Genomic DNA, 18,892 nt, shown 5'->3' with positions numbered 1-18,892 from the left:
CGCTAAGGATTCGCAGCTACTCGGGACGGGTGAACGCAACGACAGCTCCTGCCTCGGTATTGCCACGCGAACTGCCGGTCATGGCAGTGCTGGGCTTGTCGAGTCCAGATGATGCCGACTGGACCCGGCTACGGGGCCTGCAGTATTCGAACCTCTCGCGCGTCACCTTCGCGCGGATCCTGGCCCAGGCGATTGCCGGGATCGGGGTATGCTGGCTCTATGCTGGCACGGTTCATTTCGCCCTGATCGTGGCCTGGATGGGGCTGTTGATCGGGACACTGTACCACGGCGGCATGATCGACAAGACGCTGAGCGACGCTGACCGGCGCCGCATGTCGCGCGACGAGGTCGATCGCCAGTCGCGCACTTCGGTGGCCAATGCCCTGGCCTGGGTCGTGCCGATGGCGGTGTTCGCGCCGTTTGGCGATCCGGGGACACATCTGGAGCTGTGGGCGATTACGGCCATGCTGCTGACCGCCTCGGCGGTGCTGCTGCCGGCCGTGCCGCTTGCCAACCTGCTGTTCGCCGGGATCGCCGGCGGCGGGGCGATCGTCAGCCTGATGTGGGCCGGAAAGTTCGAGATGGCGATCGTCACGGTCGTTTGGCTGGCAGTGATCGTGGTCGGGTCAATCGAGAACGCCCGCTCATTCCTGATCGCGCGCATTGCCGAAGCTGGTATGGCCGAGAAGAACGAGGTGGTCTCGCTGCTGCTGCGGGAATTCGAAGAGGGCGAGGCTGATTGGCTGTGGCAGATCGATACCTCTCGCCGGGTCCGCTCGGTCAGTCCGCGCTTTGCCTTTGCGCTGGGCAAGAGCGCCGAGGAGATCGATGGCAAGCCGTTTATCCAGCTGATTGCTGGACCGGCCTGGGAAACCGGCCAGTTCCCTTCCAGCCTGCACGACCTGGCCGAACGGCTGAAGCGCCGTGAGAGTTTTTCCAACCTGATTGTTCGCGTGCACATAAATGGCGCCCAGCGCTGGTGGGAACTGTCTGGCACGCCGAAGTTCGATGACAAGGGCGGCTTTGATGGCTTCCGCGGGGTCGGTTCGGACGTCACCGCCCAGCGGGAGAGTTCCGAAAAGATCGCCCACATGGCGCGGTTCGATACGCTGACCAGTCTCCCCAACCGCATGATGGTGACCGAAGCGCTGGGTGAAGCGCTGCGCTACGCCGCGCAGTGGCGGACAAGGTGCGCCTTCATGATGATCGATCTCGACCGGTTCAAGGCGGTCAACGATACGCTGGGCCACCTTGTGGGCGACCAATTGCTGGCGCGCGTGTCCGAGCGGCTCAAGTCGATCATGACCGACAACGAGCTGTGCGGCCGCCTTGGCGGTGACGAGTTCGCGATCGTGATCCGCGATGCCTCCGATCCACGCCGCCTGGAAAAGGTTGCTGCCACCGTGATCCAATTGCTGTCGCAGCCCTATGAGGTTGATCACCATACGCTGTACATTGGCGCCAGTGTCGGTTCGGCGATCGGCCCGCGCGATGGCAACACGGTCGAAACGCTGATGCGCAACGCCGACCTTGCGCTCTACCGCTCGAAGGAAGAGGGCGGCGGCCAGCACTTCAGCTATGAACCTTCGCTCCATGCCCATGCCGAGGAACGCCGCAAGCTTGAGTTCTCGCTGCGCCGTGCGTTGGAAAAGAACGAGTTCGTGCTAGCCTATCAGCCGGTAGTCGATGCCAACCAGGAGACCATCGTCAGCTTCGAAGCGCTGCTGCGCTGGAACAGCGAGGATCATGGCTTCGTCAGCCCGGCCAAGTTCATTCCGCTGGCAGAAGACACCCGCCTGATCGTGCCGATCGGCGAATGGGTGCTGCGCGAGGCCTGCCACGAGGCGGCGCGCTGGCCCGTCGGTGTCAAGGTGGCAGTCAACGTTTCGGGCGAACAGCTGCTCGATTCCAGCTTCATTCCGACCCTGGTGACCGCGCTGTCCAGCTCGGGCCTGTCGGCTCAGCGGCTGGAGATCGAGGTGACTGAGTCGATCTTCTTGCGCGATTCAAACCTTGCCCGACAGGCGTTGGAACAGATCATGGCGCTGGGCTGCGGCATTGCGCTCGACGACTTCGGCACCGGCTATTCATCGTTGGCCTATATCCGCAACCTGCGCTTCTCGACCATCAAGGTTGATCGCAGCTTTGTGCAGGGTGCGGCTGCCGGCAATCCAGAGAGCCTTGCGATCATTCGCGCCGTCGTTGCCATGGCTGACAGCCTTGAGATGTCGACCACCGCTGAAGGCGTCGAGACCGAGCGCGAGCTGGAGATTGTCCGTAGCCTCGGCTGCCGCAAGATTCAGGGCTACTACTTTGGGCGGCCGATGCCCGCGCTCGAAGCGCGCCAGCTGTTCGGCAAAACGGACCTGCGCCAGGCCGTCTAGAAATGCGATCGAGGGGTCAGGCCCCGACCAGGCCTCGCACCGCGCTTTCGAACAGGGCGCGGCCATCAGTGCCGCCGTGGGCGGGTTCGATCACACGTTCAGGATGCGGCATCATGCCCAGCACGTTGCCGGCGGCATTGAGCACCCCGGCAATGTCGCGGGCCGAGCCGTTGACCTTCTCTGCATAACGGAACGCGACGCGGCCTTCGCCTTCAAGCCGGTCGAGGGTTTCCGCATCGGCAAAATAGTTGCCGTCGTGGTGTGCCACGGGAATGACGATTTCCTGCCCGGCGTTGTAGCCGGCGGTGAACAGGCTCTGCGTGTTCTCGACCTTCAGCTTTACTTCGCGGCAGACGAACCGAATCCCGGCATTGCGCATCAGCGCACCGGGAAGCAGGCCTGCTTCGGTCAGCACCTGGAAGCCATTGCACACGCCCAGGACCGGCACGCCCTTGCCAGCGGCCGCAATTACCGCCTGCATGATCGGGCTGCGCGCGGCCATCGCACCGGAACGCAGGTAGTCGCCATAGGAAAAGCCGCCAGGCAGGGCGATAAAGTCCAAGCCATCGGGCAGGGCTGCGTCGCCATGCCAGATGCGGTGCGGCGCGGTGCCAGAGACTTTCTCCAGCGCATCGGCCATGTCCCGGTCGCAGTTGGAACCCGGGAAGGTGATCACGGCCGAACGGAAGCTCACGGCTGCACCCGTTCGATGCGGTAGTTCTCAATGACCGTATTGGTCAGGAGCTTGCTGGCCATTTCTTCCAGCTGCGCGTCGGTGACGCTGGCATCGACTTCCAGCTCGATCATCTTGCCGGCACGCACATCCTCCACGCCGTGGATGCCCAGGCCTTCGATGGCGTGGTGGATCGCCCGTCCCTGCGGGTCGAGCACCCCGTTCTTGAGGCTGACGAATACGCGGACCTTCATCACAGGGCCTTTCGGACTGGAGGCTTCAGGAGTCGCGCGGGCCTATGCCGCCAGAACGCCGCCGGGGCAAGCTTTGTGCGCCAATCATCCCCGGTCTGGGAACAGCGCACGGGCGGTAAAGTGTGCGGTCAGCGCTCCGGCCAGCTGTGCGGCGATGAAACCGGGCGCGTCAGCGGGAGCGATACCCGCGAAGCTGTCGCTCAGACTGCGCGCGATGGTGATCGCCGGGTTGGCAAAGCTGGTGGACGAGGTGAACCAATAGCCAGCAACGATGAACAGCGCGACAGCGGTAGGTACTGCTTCGGGCTTGTGGCGCAGGCTGCCCAATATCGTCAGCACCAGGCCAAAGGTCGCCACGAACTCGCCCAGCCATTGGCCAGGGCCAGTCCGCGCCTTGGCAGATATCTGCAAAATCGGCAGGTCGAACATCGCGTGGGCCAGCCAAACGCCCAGGATCCCCGCGCCGATCTGCACCGCGACAACGGCCGCCGCATCCGTCCAGCTGCCGTCGCCGCGGAGCCGCATCACCAGCGTCACCGCCGGGTTAAACTGCGCGCCTGAAACGGGCCCGAGCATGGTGATCAGCACATAGAGGATTGCCCCAGTCGCCAGCGTGTTGCCAAGCAGCGCGACGGCAACGTTTCCGCTGGCCAGGCTCTCCGCCATGATGCCGGAGCCGACCACCGTTGCGAACAGGATCGCGCTGCCGACTCCTTCGCCCAGCAGCTTCTGTGCAAACGGGCTCACGCCGCGCCCTCCATCGCTCCGATCCGCGCCAGTTCGGCCTGGGCGGCCTTGGCGTCGAGCGCAGCAAGATCGAGCGCGAAGAAGGCCTCTACCCGTAGCGACAGCAGCCGCCAGGTTTCGGCAAAGGCGGCATCGATTGCGGCCTCGTCACCCTCGACATCGGCAGGATCGGGCAGGCCCCAGTGGGCGCGCAAGGGGCTGCCGGGAAAGACCGGGCAGGCCTCTCCGGCGGCATTGCCGCAGACCGTGATAGCCAGATCGATCTCTGGCGCATCGGGCCCGGTAAACTCGTTCCAGCTTTTGGAGCGGAAGCTGCCGGGATCGAAGCCTTCGCGCGCCAGCAGCCGCAGTGCGCCGGGGTGCGGCACACCCTTGGGCTTGCTCCCAGCCGAATAGGCTTCCAACCGGCCCGCACCATGATGCCGGAACAAGGCTTCGCCCAGGATCGAGCGGGCGGAATTGCCGGTGCACAGCACCAGCACCGAACGCACCTGAACCATCAGCAGCAGGCGGGCTTTGCAGTGGCCGCAGACGGGGCGCAGCAAGCGTCTGCAGCCGCATTGACCGAGGCGACAGCCGCCATATCGGGCCCCGCGCCATAGAAGGTCGCTTCGCCGTGGGTCAGGAAGGCTTCCCAGACGACGCCATCCGGGTCGGCGATCCAGCTCTTTTCGCTCCTGGCATAGCAGCAGTTGGTCGCGCCTTCCTCCAGCACCGGGCGGCCTGCGGCTTCAAGCCGGCCATAGACCTCGGCCAGTTCGCGCTCATCCTCAACTTGCAGGCCAAGGTGCTCAATGCCCTTGGCGGCAGTCTGCTTGTGCGAGATCGCGAAGTTGACCCGCGGATCCTCCAGCATCCACTTGGCATAGTCGGGCTTCACCACGCTCGGCTCCTGACCGAACAGGCCAGAATAGAAGGCGATCGAGGCATCCAAATTGTCGACCCCGACATGGACGTGGAAACGTTTCATGCGACATTCCTTTCGCTGGCAGTGGCCGCAGGCGCGCAGGCAGCGCCGCCGCAGCAGTTTTCGGTAAGGTAGCCCATCAGGCTGCCCATCGCGGCATAGTCGGCCGCGTAGATGATCGAACGGCTCTGGCGGCGCTGGGTGACCAGGCCGGCATGGCTGAGCTGGGCGAGGTGAAAGCTCATCGAGGAGGCGGGCAGGCCCAGCTTTTCGGCCAAGGCACCAGCGGCCATTCCATCCGGTCCAGCCTCAACCAACAGGCGGAAGGTGGCGAGGCGGTGCTCTTGGGCCAGGGCGCCAAGCGCGCGAATTACGGTTTCGGCCTGCATCTGTCGCTCCGATGATTCGATAAGTATCGAAATATCGAATCGAGCGGTGCTGTCAATGGCTGGCGTCAGTTGGTGTCGGGCAGCGAATCGAGGACGTAGCCAGCCGAGCGTACGGTACGCAGCGGATCGGGCGCTCCCTGGGCGACCAGTGCGCGCCGCAGGCGGCCAACCCAGACATCGACCGTGCGCTCATCGCTGACTTCTTCGTCCTTGCCGATCCGCTCGATCAGCGCGGTGCGCGAAAAGACCTGATCGGGATGCTCAAGGAAGTGGGCAAGCAAGCGCAGCTCATTGGGACGCAACACCAGCAGGCGGCCCTGATAGCGGACCTGATGTGCGTTTAGGTCCAGCACCAGCTCGCCGTGGGCCAGCTTGCGGCGCGGCGTTGATGGCGCGGCGGGCTTTGCCTCATAGGTTGCCAATCGTTCGAGCAGTTGTTCGGCGCTGAGCGGGCCAACCAGGTAGTCATCCGCCCCGGCCCGCAGCGCGCGGCGCTTGTCATCGGGTTCGGGGCTTTCGAGCACCATTGTGATGTGGCTGTCGCGTGTGGCCCGCGCCTCGCGCAGGGTGCGGACCATCTCCAGGCCTGAGCGATCGGGCAGCAGCCAATCGACAAAGCACCAGACCGGGCCGGGAACGGCTTCCGGGAATCCTTCTTCGAGCGGCGCAACCGTCAGGTCGGGACGACGGCGCCGGAGCCCCTGCAGCAAGGCTGGGGGCGGAGCGGTGATCAGGACGGTTGCATTTGCGGGCATGGGTTTGCGCTCTTGGCGGGACACTGTTCTCGACAAGCATGGCGCAGCTACATGACGGATTCGTGACGGCGGTCCTGGTCCGCCGGATGACTGTGCTTGTCATACAGCTGTCACAAAAATCCCCGTGAATCTGCCGCTTTTCGGGCATAGAGTGAGAGGCCGAGAGAGGATGATTTGCCATGAAGTTTCGTCTTGCCGCGTTGCTGGGTGCGCTCCTGCTGGCGAGCCCGCTGCAGGCCGAGCGACTGAAGTTCGACCACCGCCTTTCGCCTGAGCTCAAGGCGGTATTCGATGCCAATGATCCGGGCATGATCGACTTCAACGACAAGAACCCGCGCTATGTGACGGACTTGATCGCGATCGAAGGGAAGTCTGCCAAGGACTGGACCGAGGCATTGCTGATCGTCGCGCGCACGCCCGACAAGAAGGTGCGCAGCGTGGCCGAGTGGGTGGCCGAATTGCAGGCTGAAGGACAGCGCCGCTGCGCCAGCACTTTCCGAACCGTGGCAGCGGATGAAAGCTCGACCACCTTTGAACGGCGCTCGACCGGGTGCCAGACCGGCTATCCTCCGGTTGCGCTGTATCGAGTCGTCGCCGGCAAGCGCTCGCTGTTCCTGCTCGGCTTTCTGCACAAGGGCGAACCGGCCGAAAAGACGCGGCAGCAGTGGCAGGCGGTGCTGGCTTCCGCGGCTATCGAATAGCGTTACCCGCACAATACCGCGCGTTCCGACGCACTGTCAGATAGCTGTCGCATTAGCGTCAGCCAACCTACGCACAAGCGACACATGCAATCCCTAGTGGCGGCTTTGAGGTCGGCACGGGGGCGATTCGCATGTCGCAATCAGCCCTGAGCCCGGCATCGCAACGATTGCTGAAATAAACTCTCAGGGAAGACACCCAATGAACCGCTATAACGCACGCCCCGCTGCATCGCTTCTGGCCCTGGCGACCGCGCTGGGTCTGGCCGGCACCGCCAATGCTGCTGTCACCGTGACCGCTGATGCCGTCTTCGTCGATGCCGCCGCGCCCGAGGGTAGCGCGGTCGAAGCGCCCGCCACCGCCGCCGATCCGCAGCAGGATGCTGCTGCCGCTCCCGCCGAAGGTGAGCAGACCGACGGCCTGACCGACATCGTCGTGACTGCCACCAAGCGCGAGACCAACCTCCAGCGCACCCCGATCTCGATCTCGGTGATGGGTGCTGAAACGATCCGCGAGCGCAAGGTGCAGAGCCTGCTCGACCTGACCGACGGCGGCATCCCATCCCTGCGGGTCGCCACCTTCGAAGCCCGCCAGTCGGCGCTGACGATCGGCATTCGCGGCATCGTGCCGCTCGATGCCAACCAGCCGGCCCGCGAGCAGGGCGTCGGCGTCTATATCGACGGCGTCTATCTTGGTCGCCAGCATGGCCTCAACGCTGCACTGTTCGATATTGAGCGCGTCGAAGTGCTCAAGGGCCCGCAGGGAACCCTGTTTGGCCGCAATACCGAAGGCGGCGCGTTGTCGATGATCTCGAAAGCGCCGACCGGTGAATTCGGTGGCCGTATCGAAGGCGGCGTCGGCAACATCGGTTCGCGCAATGCCTCGATCCACCTCAACCTGCCCGAAGTGGCCGGCTTTTCGGTCAAACTCGATGGTGTTTACCAGCATCAGGATGCGGTGACCAAGAACCCGCTGCCCGGCCAGACCGGCTGGGGCTTCTTCAACCGCAAGGGCCTGCGCGCGGCCGTCCGTTGGCAGCCGGTTGAAGGCATCACCAACGATTTCGCCTATGATGTGGCTAAGGACGAGAACTCGCCCTTCTATAGCCAACTCCTCAACTACAATCCGAATGGCTGTCTTTCGGGCGGCACGAACCTGGCGCCCCTGGCCATTCCTGCCGGCAGTGCCTGTGTGACGCCAGGTACGTCGTTCACCGGTTCGCAGGGGACGATCCGCTCGCTGCTTCCTGGGGTTGTCGTCAATGGCGAAACGCTGATGCGAACGGCCGATATCGGCGTGCCGCAGCGCCCCAGCGTCGATGACACGCATGGGTTCACCAATACCTTCAAGTGGAAGATCGCCCCCGAACTGGAACTGCGTTCGATCACCGCCTGGCGCGGGGTTGACGTGGAACAGTGGGATAACTCGGGCGGTGCGCACCGCGTCCCGGTCGTCAACCTGACCGCAGCCTGCGCCGGCGCAAACTGCGCCTTCAGCCGCTATAGTCTGGCCGATCTGCGCCAGCGCCAGTTCAGCCAGGAAATCCAGGCGGTGGGCACGATCGGTTCGGTCGATTACGTGGCAGGCTTCTACTACTTCAACGAACGCGTCAGCGACGATGCCGCCACGCCCAACTCGATGGGCGCCACGGCCATTGTCAGCGGCGGCGTGGTGACCGGCGCGACCTATGCCCCGATCCCGTTCTGCACCGGTGCCGCCAACCCGCTGGTGGGTGCCGCCGTGCAGGGCTGCTCGATCGACCGCGCTTCGAACGTTCGTTCCAAGAGCTATGCCGTTTACGGCCAGGCCACCTGGAATGCGACCGAGCAGCTGCACATCACTGTTGGCGGACGCTATACCAAGGACAAGAAGCAGGGCGAGCTGACCTTCTCGCGCGGGGTCAACTATGTCACCAACCCCACTGTCGCCGCTGCCAACGGATATGTGCCGCTGGACAAGGAGTGGAGCCGCTTCAATCCCATGGCGACCGTTGCCTATGACTTCAGCGATGGCGTTCACGGTTATGTCAAGTATGCCACCGGCTACCGCGCAGGCGGGGCCAGCTCGCGCACCTCGGACTATCGCGCTTTCGATCCGGAAGACGTGAAGAGCTATGAAGTGGGCCTCAAGGCCGACCTGTTCGACCGCCGCGCGCGGATCAACATTGCCGCCTACATGATGGACCGCAAGGGCAGCCAGGTCGACCTGTCGACCATCCAGCCCACCGCGACCGGCAACTTCAACAACCTGGTCACCTTCAACGCGCCTGGCACCACCAAGATCCGTGGGATCGAAGCCGACCTGACCGTCAAGCCGACCGAGCGCCTGAAGTTCGACCTGTCCTATGCCTATACCTATACCAACATTCCCGAGGTGCCGGTGACCTATCGTGAGTTCACCTCGGCCGGCGTGCCGACGGGCAACTTCACCACCGTTCCGCAGAAGTTCTATGTCGTCTTCACGCCGCGCAATGCCGCCAGCGCCTCGGTCGACTACGAGGTGCCGATCGGCGGCAGCGACACCCGCATCAAGTTCCACCTCGATGCCAACTATTCACAGGCGACGCAGAGCTTCGACCAGTTCGCAACGAAGAACGATGAGTCCTTCGTGGTGAATGGCCGGATCTCGGTGCTCGACATCGGCTTCGGCGGTGGCGATCAGAAGCTGACCATGGGCTTCTGGGCGCGCAACCTGTTCAACACGCAGTATGTCTATCGCCGCGATCCGTCGAACAGCATCCCTTCGGTGCAGTCGAATGCCGTGGCCGGCGTGCCTAACATCACCCGGATCGCCAACAACGGCGGCATCCTGGGTGATTACGGGAACTTCAACATGCCGCGCACCTTTGGCGTGGATGCCTCGATCAAGTTCTAAGCGGGTACCTTCCTACCCAGGCCTTAGGGGGCGGGCAGCTTCGGCTTCCTGCCCCCTTTTTTGCCTGCCTTGAAAATAACTGACTGGTCAGTTATAAACGAGTCGTGGCCCGCCCCTCCGCCCCGATCGACCGTGACCAATTGCTCGCCATGGCGCGGGCGGAATTCAATGCGCGTGGCTTCGCAGCGGCGCGAATGGAGGACATTGCCCGGGCCGGCCGGATTTCGAAGGCGGCGCTGTACCTCCGGTTCCCTTCCAAGGAAGCGATCTTTGTCGAGGCGGTGCGCGACCTGATCGAGCGAACTTTGCCCGAACTGTTGCCGGCCGAATTTGGGGATGTGCCGGCAGAGGCGCTGTTGCGCCAGTTCCTGCCATTGGCCTTCATGCGCCTGACCGAACCGGAATTCGCCTTTGTCCCGCGGGTGATCATTGGTGAGGGGGCCAATTTCCCTGAGCTCGCCCGGTTCTATCACGACGAGGTCATCCAGCGGGTTCTGGACATGATGGCCGGGCTGATCCGGCATGGCGTGGCGCGCGGCGAATTCGCCTGTGCCAATCCGGAGCTCGCCTGTCGCACAATCGCCGGCGGGGCGATTTTTGCCGCGCTGTGGCGGGTGGTGTTCGAACCGGTCGGGGCGGAACCGATCGATCCGCTGCAGCTGGCGCAGGCCCATGCCGACACCGTGCTGGCGGGCTTGCTGGCCCGAGGGGAGCCGAACTGATGGTAGCGATTCCCAAATCGGCGATTGGGGCCGTGGTGCTGGCCGTGCTGGGCGGCCTTGCCTGGTACAACTGGCCAGAGCCCGAGGGCGAAAAGTGGCTCGGCTATGTCGAGGCGGAAACGATCTATGTCGCGGCTCCGATCGCTGGGCGCCTGGCCACGCGTCCGGTGGAGCGCGGGGCGAGCGTCACGGCCGGAACCACCTTGTTTGCGCTCGATCCTGAAACGACCGATGCAGATGCGGCGCGCGCTGCGGCCCAGGTTGCTGCCGCCGCAGCCCAGGCGGCGGACCTGTCCGATCCGCGCCAGCGGGCGCCGGAACTGGCAGCATCGCGTGCCGGTCAGGCCGGAGCGGCTGCGCGCCTGGCCAAGGCCGCGAACGACTTTGACCGGATCGCGGCGCTGGCCCGCCAGGGTTTTGCCAGCAAGGCCCAGCTCGACGCCGCGCGCGCCGCGCGCGACGCCGCCGCCGCCGAAGTCGCGGCCGCCCGAGCGCAGATCGCGGCCGGCGAGATGACCGCAGGCCGGGCCGCCCAGCAGCAAGCTGCTCGCGCTGAAGTGGCCGGCGCAGAGGCAGGCCTGCGCGCGCAGCGCCAACGCCAGCGCGAGATCGCGCCGGTAGCGCCCGAGGCGGGCGTGGTTGAGCAAACCTATTACAACCCTGGTGAGTGGGTCCCGGCCAACTCGCCGGTCGTTGCCGTGCTGCCCGATGCACGGCGCAAGCTGCGGTTCTATGTGCCGCAGGAACGGATCGCGGGCCTCAAAGTTGGCGCGTCTATCCGCTATGGCTGCGATGGTTGCGCGGGCGGATCTACCGCGCGGATCAGCTTCATCGCCCCGCGCGCCGAGTTTACCCCGCCGGTGATCTATTCCGAAAGCGCGCGGGCCAAGCTGGTCTTCCTGGTCGAGGCAATTTTGCCTGCCAGCGACAAGCCTTTGCCGCCCGGCCTGCCGGTTGCGGTCACGCCGCAGTGAGTGAGGCCCCTGCCATTGCAGTACGCGGCCTGACCAAGCGGTTCGGGCAGCGGACGGTGGTGGACGGGGTCGACCTGACAGTCATGCCGGGGCGGATCTGCGGATTCCTGGGGCCAAACGGCTCTGGCAAGACGACAACGCTGCGGATGATTTGCGGCCTGCTGATCCCCGATGCGGGGGAGGGCGAGGTGCTGGGGCTGGACCTTGCGACCAAGCGCCGCGCGATCAAGCACCAGATCGGCTACATGACGCAAAAGTTCGGGCTGTTTTCCGACCTCTCGATTGCCGAGAACCTGGAATTCATCGCGCGAGTTTACCGCCTCGACCAGCGCCGGGAGCGCGTCGCGGCAACGCTCGACAAGCTGGGCCTGGCGAGCCGGGCCGACCAGCTTGCCGGCAAGCTTTCAGGTGGGTGGAAGCAGCGCCTGGCCCTGGCCGCGGCCGTGATGCACGAGCCGAAGATCCTGCTGCTCGATGAACCCACGGCCGGCGTCGATCCGCAGGCGCGGCGTGAGTTCTGGGACCAGATCCATGCGCTCGCCGCTGAAGGCATGACCGTGCTGGTCTCCACGCACTACATGGACGAAGCGGAACGCTGCCACGAGATCGCCTATATCGCCTATGGCGTGATGCTGGCGCGCGGCACGATTGGCGAGGTGATTGCCGCATCCGGGCTTCACGCCTTGCAGGGCGAGGGGCCGGGGGCTGACCGCCTGGCTGCAGAAATCGAACAGCGCCCGGGCGTTGCCATGGCTGCGCCCTTCGGTACGTCGCTCCACGTCTGCGGGCTCGACCCGGCGGCACTGCAGAAGGCAGTGGAGCCGTGGACGGACCGCATTGCCTTCACCCCCGCCGAACCAAGCCTTGAGGACGTCTTCATCCACCTAATGCGCGGCGCGACCGACAATTCGGTGGAGGCGCGCTGAAATGTGGGAGCGGATCGGGGCGATGGTGTTCAAGGAAGTGCGCCAGATGGCGCGTGATCCTTCGACTATCGCGATGATGTTCTTCTTTCCGATCATCCAACTCGCGATCTTCGGCTATGCGATCAACAGCGACCCGCGCCATCTGCCGCTGGTGGTTGAGGCCAATGACAATTCGGCCTTCTCACGATCGATTGTCAGCGCGCTGCGCACGACCGGCTATTTCGATGTGACCGAGGTTGCGGGCTTCTATGGCCGCGCCAATCAGGCGATCGCGCGCGGCGAGGCGCAGTTCGCGCTGACCATCCCGACCGACTTTGCCCGCCGGCTGGTGCGCGGCGATCGCCCGCAAGTGCTGTTGACGGTCGATGCGACCGATCCCGCCTCGACTGGCCCTGCCGTCGCCGCCGTGAACGAAGCCGTGGCTCGCGCCCTGGCGCGCGACCTGATCGGGCCGCTCGCGGGCCGGCAACAAGGCCCTCCGCCGGTCGATGTGGTGCTACACCGCTCGTACAACCCGGAAGGGATCACCAGTCACAATACGGTGCCGGGGTTGCTAGCAATCATCCTGTCCATGACGATGGTGGCGCTGACCTCGATGTCCGTCACGCGCGAGACCGAGCAGGGGACGATGGAAAACCTCCTCGCCACGCCATTGCGCCCGGTCGAGGTGATGGTCGGCAAGATCGTGCCCTACTTCCTGCTCGGCTTCGTGCAGGTCTGCGTGGTGCTGGCCTTTGCAATCGTGGTGTTCAAAGTGCCCTTCGTCGGCTCGCTAGGGTTGCTGCTGGCCGCCACGCTGCTGTTCACCCTGGTCAGCCTGGCACTGGGCTTCACGATTTCGACTTTGGTTGAAAGCCAGGTCCAGTCGATGATGGCCTCGATGCTCTATCTCATGCCCTCGATCCTGCTTTCGGGCTTTGCTTTCCCCTATCGCGGCATGCCGGTCTGGGCGCAGTGGCTGGCTGAACTGCTGCCGCCAACGCACTACATCCGGCTGGTGCGCGGGATCATGCTGAAGGGCTGGGAATGGCACCAGGCGCTGGTCGAAAGCGGCTGGCTGGTCGTGATGCTGCTGGTGCTCGGCACAGTGGCCGTGCGGCGCTATCGCGATACGGTGGCCTAGGTGATGCCGCGCAGGATGACATAGCTGCCAATCGCGATGACCAGCGCGGCAAAGCCCTGCTCCATCCCCCGCTTGCGGCTGGCAAGGCGCTTGCCAAGTGGAATGCCGATCCCCGCGCCGATCAGCCCACCGATCACCATCAGACCGACCAACACCCAGTCGACATAGCCGGACAGGGCGTATGAAGTTGCCGTGGTGAGCCCGAGTGCCGTGACCACCACCAGCGATGTTCCGACTGCCACTCGCAGCGGCATCCGCGTTGCCATGACGAGGCCGGGGACGATCAGAAAACCGCCGCCGATCCCGAAGAACCCGGCGAGCAGGCCGACGCCGAACCCGGTCGGGATCAGGCGGGGCAAAAGGACTGAAGCTGTGCTGCGTTCCAGCCGTACGTCGGGATTGTCCGCCGTTTTGCGCGGGCGCAGCATCGACAGGCCGACCAGCACCATCAACGCGCCGAACAGCGCGAGCAGCTTCCGTCCGTCCATCGCCTTGCCCGCTTCGGCGCCCAGCGCGGCACCGAGCACACCGGCCAGCGCGAATGTCACGGCGCAGGGCCACTTCACATTGCCGCTGCGGGCATGGCCGGCGAGGCTGCTGGCGGCATTGAGCGCGACTGCCACCGCCGCCGTGCCGATTGCTGCGTGGGGCGATGCTACGCCTACCACATAGACCAGCAAGGGTACGGCCAGGATCGATCCGCCGCCGCCGACCAGCGCCAGCACCAGGCCGATGGCGGACCCGGCGGCAATAGCGGCGAGGATCGTTTCCAGGCCCACTGCTTCAGGCGGCCGCGCGCCGGTTCCAGGGCATCAGCGCCAGCAGCTTGGCCATGCCGCACCAGCCGGTGAGGCCGGCAAAGGTCAGTCCGGCACCGACAAATGCGCTGAGGCCGATCAGCCACGGCGTCACGGTCAGTGCGCCGATCACCCCGAGCAGGACCAGCAGGCCGGCGGTGATCTGAACCTGGCGCATGATTTCCAGCGGGGCCTTGGCATCGGTGATTACCGGCAGGCCGGCCTGGCGCCAGGCTTCGATTCCGCCTTCGAGCAGATAGGCCTCGCACGGGCTGGCGGCGGCAAGCTGCGCAGCATTGGCATCAGTACGCATGCCGGAACGGCAGTGATAGATCACCGCCGGGGCATCGCCCAGGTTGAACGCAGTGCCCAAGGGTGCGTTGAGTGCACCCGGGATGTGGCTGCGGGCATGTTCGTCGGCCGCGCGAATATCGACCAGGGCCGCGCCTTCGGCAATTCGGGCACGGGCTTCGGCTGGGGTGATCTTGGTCAGGGTCATGGTGTCAATCCATCTGGCAGTAGAGTTGGTGGAGCGTTACGAGCAGCTGCTCACAGCGCGGATCGGCGATGCGGTACCAGGCGACCTGCGCCTCGCGCCGGAAGGCCAGCAGGCCTTCCTCGCGCAGCACCGCGAGGTGCTGCGAAAGTGCCGATTGCGACAGGCCGACCGCTTGGGCGAGGTCGCCCACCCGCATCTCGCCATGTTCGGCCAGCTGGCACAGCACCATCAGCCGGCGCTGGTTGCCCATGGCCTTGAGCATGGCCGAGACTTCCGCCGCATTGGCGGCGAAGCGCTCGAGATCGGTGGTCAGGCTGTTCATCGCGACTCCATTCATTAGCACTTGCTAAATAAGAAGATGCTAATATATGTCAAGCATCAAGGAGTCGTTGCATGACCAACCCCGCACATATTCAGGCTTTTTTCGATGAACCGACCTTCACCGTGTCCTATCTGGTCGGCGATCCGGTGACGCGTCAGGCCGTGGTGATCGACTCGGTGCTCGATTTTGATCCGGCTTCAGGCAAGGTCTCAACCGGCTCAGCCGATGCCGTCCTGGCGGCAGCCGAGCAGGGCGGCTGGACCATCACCCGCGTGCTCGAAACCCACGCCCATGCCGACCATCTCTCCGCCGCCCCGCTGATCAAGGCGCGGACCGGGGCGCGGGTGGGCATCGGCGCGCACATCGATGCCGTGCAGCAGGTCTTCGCCGGTGTGTTCAATGCGCCCGACGTTTCCGGCACCGGGGCCGAGTTTGACGACCTGTTCACCGATGGCGAGACCTTTGCCGTGGGCGATCTGGTGTTCGAGGTGCTGCATACTCCGGGCCACACTGCGGCCTGTGTCTCCTACAAGGTTGGCGATGCGATCTTCGTCGGGGATACGCTGTTCATGCCGGACTATGGCACGGCGCGGACCGACTTCCCGGGCGGTAACGCAGCCGAACTCTATCACTCGATCCGCCGGATGCTGGCCTATCCGCCCGAAACGCGGCTATTCATGTGTCATGACTACAAGGCACCCGGCCGGGATGACTATGCCTGGGAGACCACCGTCGCCGAGCAGCGCGCCAGAAACATTCATATCCATGACGGGGTAAGCGAGGCGGACTTTGTCGCAATGCGGCAGGGCAGGGATGCGGGCCTAGCTGCGCCGCGCCTGCTGCTGCCCTCGGTCCAGGTCAATATCCGTGCCGGGCACTTGCCCCCGGCCGAAGGCAACGGCGCGCATTACCTAAAGCTGCCGCTGCGCCTGCCCGATGGGGCAGACTGGGCCTAGGGCTCGACGCCTTCGGGCAACACAAGGATCTCCAGCCCCTGGTCCGGATCGAGATAGCGCCGGGCCAGGGCGAGGAGGTCTGCAGCGGTCAACGCCGTGATGATCGCGCGCGAATTGGCGAAGCGGTCCAGCCCATCGGGCTTTGACTGCACCCGGTCGGCAAGGCTCATCCAGCCGGCGTTCGTCTTGAGCACCGCGTCAAGATTCTCCAGTAGCGGTGCCCGGGCCCGCTGGACCACGTCGGCGCTGACCGGGGCCTTGCGCAGTTCTTCCAGCAGGCTGCGCATGGCCGCGCGGGTCGTTGCCACTTCCTTGACATCGACCGAAGCGCGCAGCGCAAAAGTGCCATAGCCACGCCAGACCCGTGGGCTGTTGGCGCTGACGCCCGGCGAATAGGCCTTGCCCAGCGCCTCGCGCAGTGTGTCAGTCAGTTCGACCTGCACGACACGTTCCAGCAGATCGAGGGCAATGGCTTGCTTCAGGTCTTCGCCGTCACGGGTTGGCCAGTGGAGCGTTAGCAGGGCCTGGTCCTTGGCGCCCTTGTGGCGCAGCACCCGGCGCGAACGGTCATTCGTGAAGCTTCGCTCGCGCTGTTCGGCATAGGGCTGGAAGGTTGCCTCGCGCGGCGGCAGGGCGCCCAGCGTCTTGGCAACCAGGGCGATTGCCCTCGCCTCATCGAAGTCACCGACGAGTGCCAGCTCGATGGCACCTTTGGCCAGTCGATCGCTTACCGAGTCCTTCAGTTGGGCGAAGGTCAGCTTGCGATAGTCCTCGACCTTGCCGAGCGAAAACCGCGGATCATTGTCCGACAGGATTCCACCCAGAGCCCCGCTAAGCGCTGAGTCCGGCGTCGCTCCCAAGGCGGCAAACAAGTTGTTGATGCTCTGGCGGTAGAGCACCTCACCCTCCGGCCGGTAGCCTGGATCGGTCAGCTGCGCAGCAAGGACCTGGAGTTGAAGCTCCAGATCGGCTGGGGTGGTGGTGGCCCCGGCGGCAAAGGTTTCCGCTGCGCCGCCCAAACCGACGCCGACCGTCCGGCCGGCCAGCAGGCTGTCGAGTTCGTCCCGCGAATGCTTGCCGAGACCGCCTTGGCCGAACACGGCCATCATCTGCACCGCGAGTGGCTTGTCACGCGTCGCCAGCATGCTTCCGCCGTCGAGCGACAGGCGAACCAGGACTCGATCCTTGGTCAGGTCAGTACGCTTGAGGTTGAGCATGACCCCGTTGGCAAAGCGGAGCTGGCGGATGCCATAGCGCGGCTCGGTCACGTCGCTGACCACCTGCCCGGCTGGACCGAAATCGGTGTAGGCAAAGGCTCCGCCGGCCTTGCTTTCAGGCTTGCTCACCTTGGCCTTGAATGCCGCATCCCATGCCTCACGCAGCGCCTCGGTGCCGCCAATCGGTTCGCGCCGCCCCTGGAAGCGGATCAAGGGCTGCTCGAGCGGAACCAACTCGCGCTTCAATGCCGCCAATACCTTGTCCGGCGTGATCTCCGGGATGAAGGCTTCCAGCCGTTCAAGCGACCGGCTGGGCTTGTCAGGAACGATATCGTCAGTCACCAATGCCAGCACCGCGCCGAGCAGCGTTCCATGACTGCGCGTGCTCTCGCTTGCCGCAGCGTTGCGCGCGGAGGTGCGAGCATTGGCGATCTGCTCGGCGACTTCCGCTTGGGTAAAGCCGTATTCCAGCGCACGGCGATATTCTTCGGTCGCTGCCTGTAATCCGCGCTTCCAGCCGCCGTCCACGGTTTCGACAATCATATTGGTGGCGCGGCCTTCGCGGAAGCTATCCGAGGTTCCCACCCCGGCGCCGCGGAACGGCGCATTCGCCTCGCGCGTGCGGCGCAGCAGGCGGCGATTGACGATGCCATAGCCGATCTGCCGCAACAGGTTTTCGCGGCGCTGGGCCAATGTATCGGGCTCGTCGAGCCAGGGGCCGTCACGGCTGACAGTCACCCGCTCGGACAGCGCCTGGTCAAGGAAGATATCTTCGCGCGGCCCGGCCTTGGGATCGAACGGGCCGGCCAAGGGCTGCGGCTCAGCCGGGGCGGGGCGCCAGTCGGCAAAGCGGGCCTTGATCGCTGCTTCAACCGCTTCAACCGGAAAGTCTCCCACAACCAGCAGCGTGGTCTGCGCGGGGACATATTCGCGCCGCCAGAAGGCGCGCAACCGCTCGGCCGTGGCGGCGTTGAGCGTTTCCTCGGTCCCGATTGGCAGACGGCTGGCATAACGCGCCTGCGGGTGGAGGAACTGCATTTGGTCCTCGAAATTACGCAGGGCAAAGGTGTTGCGATCGCGCTTTTCGGAGAGGATTACGCCGCGTTCGCGCGCAACTGCGGCTTCGCTGATGGTCAGTTCGCTGGCAGTCTCGCGCATCAGCATCAGCGCAGTGTCGAGCAGGGCAGGATCGTTGCGCGGCAGGTCGAGCTTGTATTCGGTCCGTTCAAAGCCGGTCGAAGCATTGGTATCGGCGCCAAAGGCCAGGCCCTGCCGCTCAAGCAATTTGATCATCTCGCCTTCGGGCACATTGGTGCTGCCGTTGAAGGCCATATGCTCCACATAGTGGGCATAGCCGCGCTCGTCGTCGGCCTCGTCGAGCGAGCCGACATTGACCACCATTCGTACCAGCGCCTGGCCCTGCGGCATCGCATTGCTGCGAATGACATACCGCAGGCCGTTGTCGAGCTTGCCAAACTTGTAGTCCTCCTCAACCGGAACGTCGCTCGCCTCAAACGCCCAAGTCGGCTTGGCCGTCTGCGCGGCGCTAACCAGCCGCGCCTGCTGCGGGGCGCAGGCGGCGAGCGCAGTGGTGGAAAGAATCAAGACGAACAGAAACTTACGCGACATCATCGGCCCTTTGTTGCCGAGATGCCGGTTACCCGCAAGCCCCTG

At 64.7% G+C, this 18,892-nt stretch carries 19 protein-coding genes; 8 read left to right on the top strand and 11 right to left on the bottom strand.

The window, feature by feature from the left end; genetic code table 11:
• Positions 1-80 precede the first annotated feature (80 nt).
• Positions 81-2,384 (top strand): putative bifunctional diguanylate cyclase/phosphodiesterase, encoded by a 2,304-nt coding sequence (locus FRF71_RS00630; protein ID WP_147088732.1) that lies wholly within the window; start codon positions 81-83, stop codon positions 2,382-2,384.
• 16 nt (positions 2,385-2,400) lie between these two features.
• Here the strand turns inward: FRF71_RS00630 and purQ are convergent, their stop codons facing one another.
• The 7 genes from purQ to FRF71_RS00595 form a co-directional block, all read right to left on the bottom strand.
• Positions 2,401-3,078: a phosphoribosylformylglycinamidine synthase subunit PurQ gene (purQ, locus tag FRF71_RS00625; protein ID WP_147088731.1), complete on the bottom strand. Its 678-nt coding sequence runs from the start codon at positions 3,076-3,078 to the stop codon at positions 2,401-2,403.
• Positions 3,075-3,311 carry a phosphoribosylformylglycinamidine synthase subunit PurS gene (gene purS, locus FRF71_RS00620; RefSeq protein ID WP_147088730.1) on the bottom strand — a complete coding sequence of 79 codons (237 nt, stop codon included), beginning with the start codon at positions 3,309-3,311 and terminating at the stop codon, positions 3,075-3,077. Before purS ends, purQ begins: the two co-directional genes overlap by 4 nt.
• A gap of 84 nt (positions 3,312-3,395) precedes the next feature.
• Positions 3,396-4,058 carry an aquaporin gene (locus FRF71_RS00615; protein WP_147088729.1) on the bottom strand — a complete coding sequence of 221 codons (663 nt, stop codon included), beginning with the start codon at positions 4,056-4,058 and terminating at the stop codon, positions 3,396-3,398.
• Positions 4,055-4,558 (bottom strand): arsenate reductase ArsC, encoded by a 504-nt coding sequence (locus FRF71_RS00610; protein ID WP_147091472.1) that lies wholly within the window; start codon positions 4,556-4,558, stop codon positions 4,055-4,057. The genes FRF71_RS00615 and FRF71_RS00610 overlap by 4 nt, the downstream gene beginning before the upstream one ends.
• The gene (locus tag FRF71_RS00605) at positions 4,558-5,028 is read right to left on the bottom strand and encodes an ArsI/CadI family heavy metal resistance metalloenzyme (RefSeq protein ID WP_147088728.1); all 471 of its coding nucleotides are present in this window, start codon (positions 5,026-5,028) and stop codon (positions 4,558-4,560) included. Before FRF71_RS00605 ends, FRF71_RS00610 begins: the two co-directional genes overlap by 1 nt.
• Entirely contained in the window at positions 5,025-5,354 is a 330-nt protein-coding gene (locus FRF71_RS00600) for an ArsR/SmtB family transcription factor (RefSeq protein WP_147088727.1), read from the bottom strand. Before FRF71_RS00600 ends, FRF71_RS00605 begins: the two co-directional genes overlap by 4 nt.
• Before the next feature lie 65 nt (positions 5,355-5,419).
• On the bottom strand, positions 5,420-6,109 hold the full coding sequence (locus FRF71_RS00595) for a response regulator transcription factor (protein ID WP_147088726.1): 690 nt from the start codon (positions 6,107-6,109) through the stop codon (positions 5,420-5,422).
• A gap of 179 nt (positions 6,110-6,288) precedes the next feature.
• Between FRF71_RS00595 and FRF71_RS00590 the strand changes: the two genes are divergently transcribed.
• The 6 genes from FRF71_RS00590 to FRF71_RS00565 all read left to right on the top strand — a co-directional run bounded on the left by FRF71_RS00590 (position 6,289) and on the right by FRF71_RS00565 (position 13,427).
• The gene (locus FRF71_RS00590; RefSeq protein WP_147088725.1) at positions 6,289-6,810 is read left to right on the top strand and encodes a hypothetical protein; all 522 of its coding nucleotides are present in this window, start codon (positions 6,289-6,291) and stop codon (positions 6,808-6,810) included.
• A gap of 199 nt (positions 6,811-7,009) precedes the next feature.
• Positions 7,010-9,682: a TonB-dependent receptor gene (locus tag FRF71_RS00585; RefSeq protein WP_147088724.1), complete on the top strand. Its 2,673-nt coding sequence runs from the start codon at positions 7,010-7,012 to the stop codon at positions 9,680-9,682.
• A gap of 104 nt (positions 9,683-9,786) precedes the next feature.
• On the top strand, positions 9,787-10,404 hold the full coding sequence (locus tag FRF71_RS00580) for a TetR/AcrR family transcriptional regulator (RefSeq protein WP_147088723.1): 618 nt from the start codon (positions 9,787-9,789) through the stop codon (positions 10,402-10,404).
• Positions 10,404-11,378: an HlyD family secretion protein gene (locus FRF71_RS00575; protein ID WP_147088722.1), complete on the top strand. Its 975-nt coding sequence runs from the start codon at positions 10,404-10,406 to the stop codon at positions 11,376-11,378. Before FRF71_RS00580 ends, FRF71_RS00575 begins: the two co-directional genes overlap by 1 nt.
• Positions 11,375-12,304, top strand: a complete 930-nt coding sequence (locus tag FRF71_RS00570; RefSeq protein ID WP_147088721.1) for an ABC transporter ATP-binding protein — start codon at positions 11,375-11,377, stop codon at positions 12,302-12,304. Before FRF71_RS00575 ends, FRF71_RS00570 begins: the two co-directional genes overlap by 4 nt.
• 1 nt (position 12,305) lies before the next feature.
• Complete coding sequence (locus FRF71_RS00565) at positions 12,306-13,427, top strand: ABC transporter permease (protein ID WP_192900020.1); 1,122 nt, start codon at positions 12,306-12,308, stop codon at positions 13,425-13,427.
• Here FRF71_RS00565 and FRF71_RS00560 read toward each other — a convergent pair.
• Genes FRF71_RS00560 through FRF71_RS00550 form a run of 3 tightly spaced genes read right to left on the bottom strand, consistent with a single transcriptional unit; the run spans position 13,424 to position 15,045 of the window.
• Positions 13,424-14,206, bottom strand: coding sequence for a sulfite exporter TauE/SafE family protein (locus tag FRF71_RS00560; protein ID WP_147088719.1), 783 nt, complete (start codon positions 14,204-14,206; stop codon positions 13,424-13,426). The two genes, FRF71_RS00565 and FRF71_RS00560, sit on opposite strands and share 4 nt — an antisense overlap.
• Positions 14,207-14,210: 4 nt before the next feature.
• A complete protein-coding gene (locus FRF71_RS00555; RefSeq protein ID WP_147088718.1) occupies positions 14,211-14,723 on the bottom strand; it encodes a rhodanese family protein in 513 nt (170 codons plus the stop codon).
• A 4-nt stretch (positions 14,724-14,727) separates the two neighbouring features.
• Positions 14,728-15,045: an ArsR/SmtB family transcription factor gene (locus FRF71_RS00550; protein WP_147088717.1), complete on the bottom strand. Its 318-nt coding sequence runs from the start codon at positions 15,043-15,045 to the stop codon at positions 14,728-14,730.
• Between the two features lie 71 nt (positions 15,046-15,116).
• Here FRF71_RS00550 and FRF71_RS00545 point away from each other — a divergent pair, with 71 nt between their 5' ends.
• The gene (locus FRF71_RS00545; protein WP_147088716.1) at positions 15,117-16,001 is read left to right on the top strand and encodes an MBL fold metallo-hydrolase; all 885 of its coding nucleotides are present in this window, start codon (positions 15,117-15,119) and stop codon (positions 15,999-16,001) included.
• On the opposite strand, the gene FRF71_RS00540 is transcribed toward FRF71_RS00545, so the two are convergent.
• Positions 15,998-18,847: a M16 family metallopeptidase gene (locus FRF71_RS00540; RefSeq protein ID WP_238339314.1), complete on the bottom strand. Its 2,850-nt coding sequence runs from the start codon at positions 18,845-18,847 to the stop codon at positions 15,998-16,000. The two genes, FRF71_RS00545 and FRF71_RS00540, sit on opposite strands and share 4 nt — an antisense overlap.
• Positions 18,848-18,892 lie beyond the last annotated feature (45 nt).

Source organism: Novosphingobium ginsenosidimutans (genome assembly GCF_007954425.1).
GTDB lineage: Bacteria > Pseudomonadota > Alphaproteobacteria > Sphingomonadales > Sphingomonadaceae > Novosphingobium > Novosphingobium ginsenosidimutans.
Note: the sequence above shows the minus strand (reverse complement) of the source record. Positions and strands in the feature narration are given on the sequence as shown.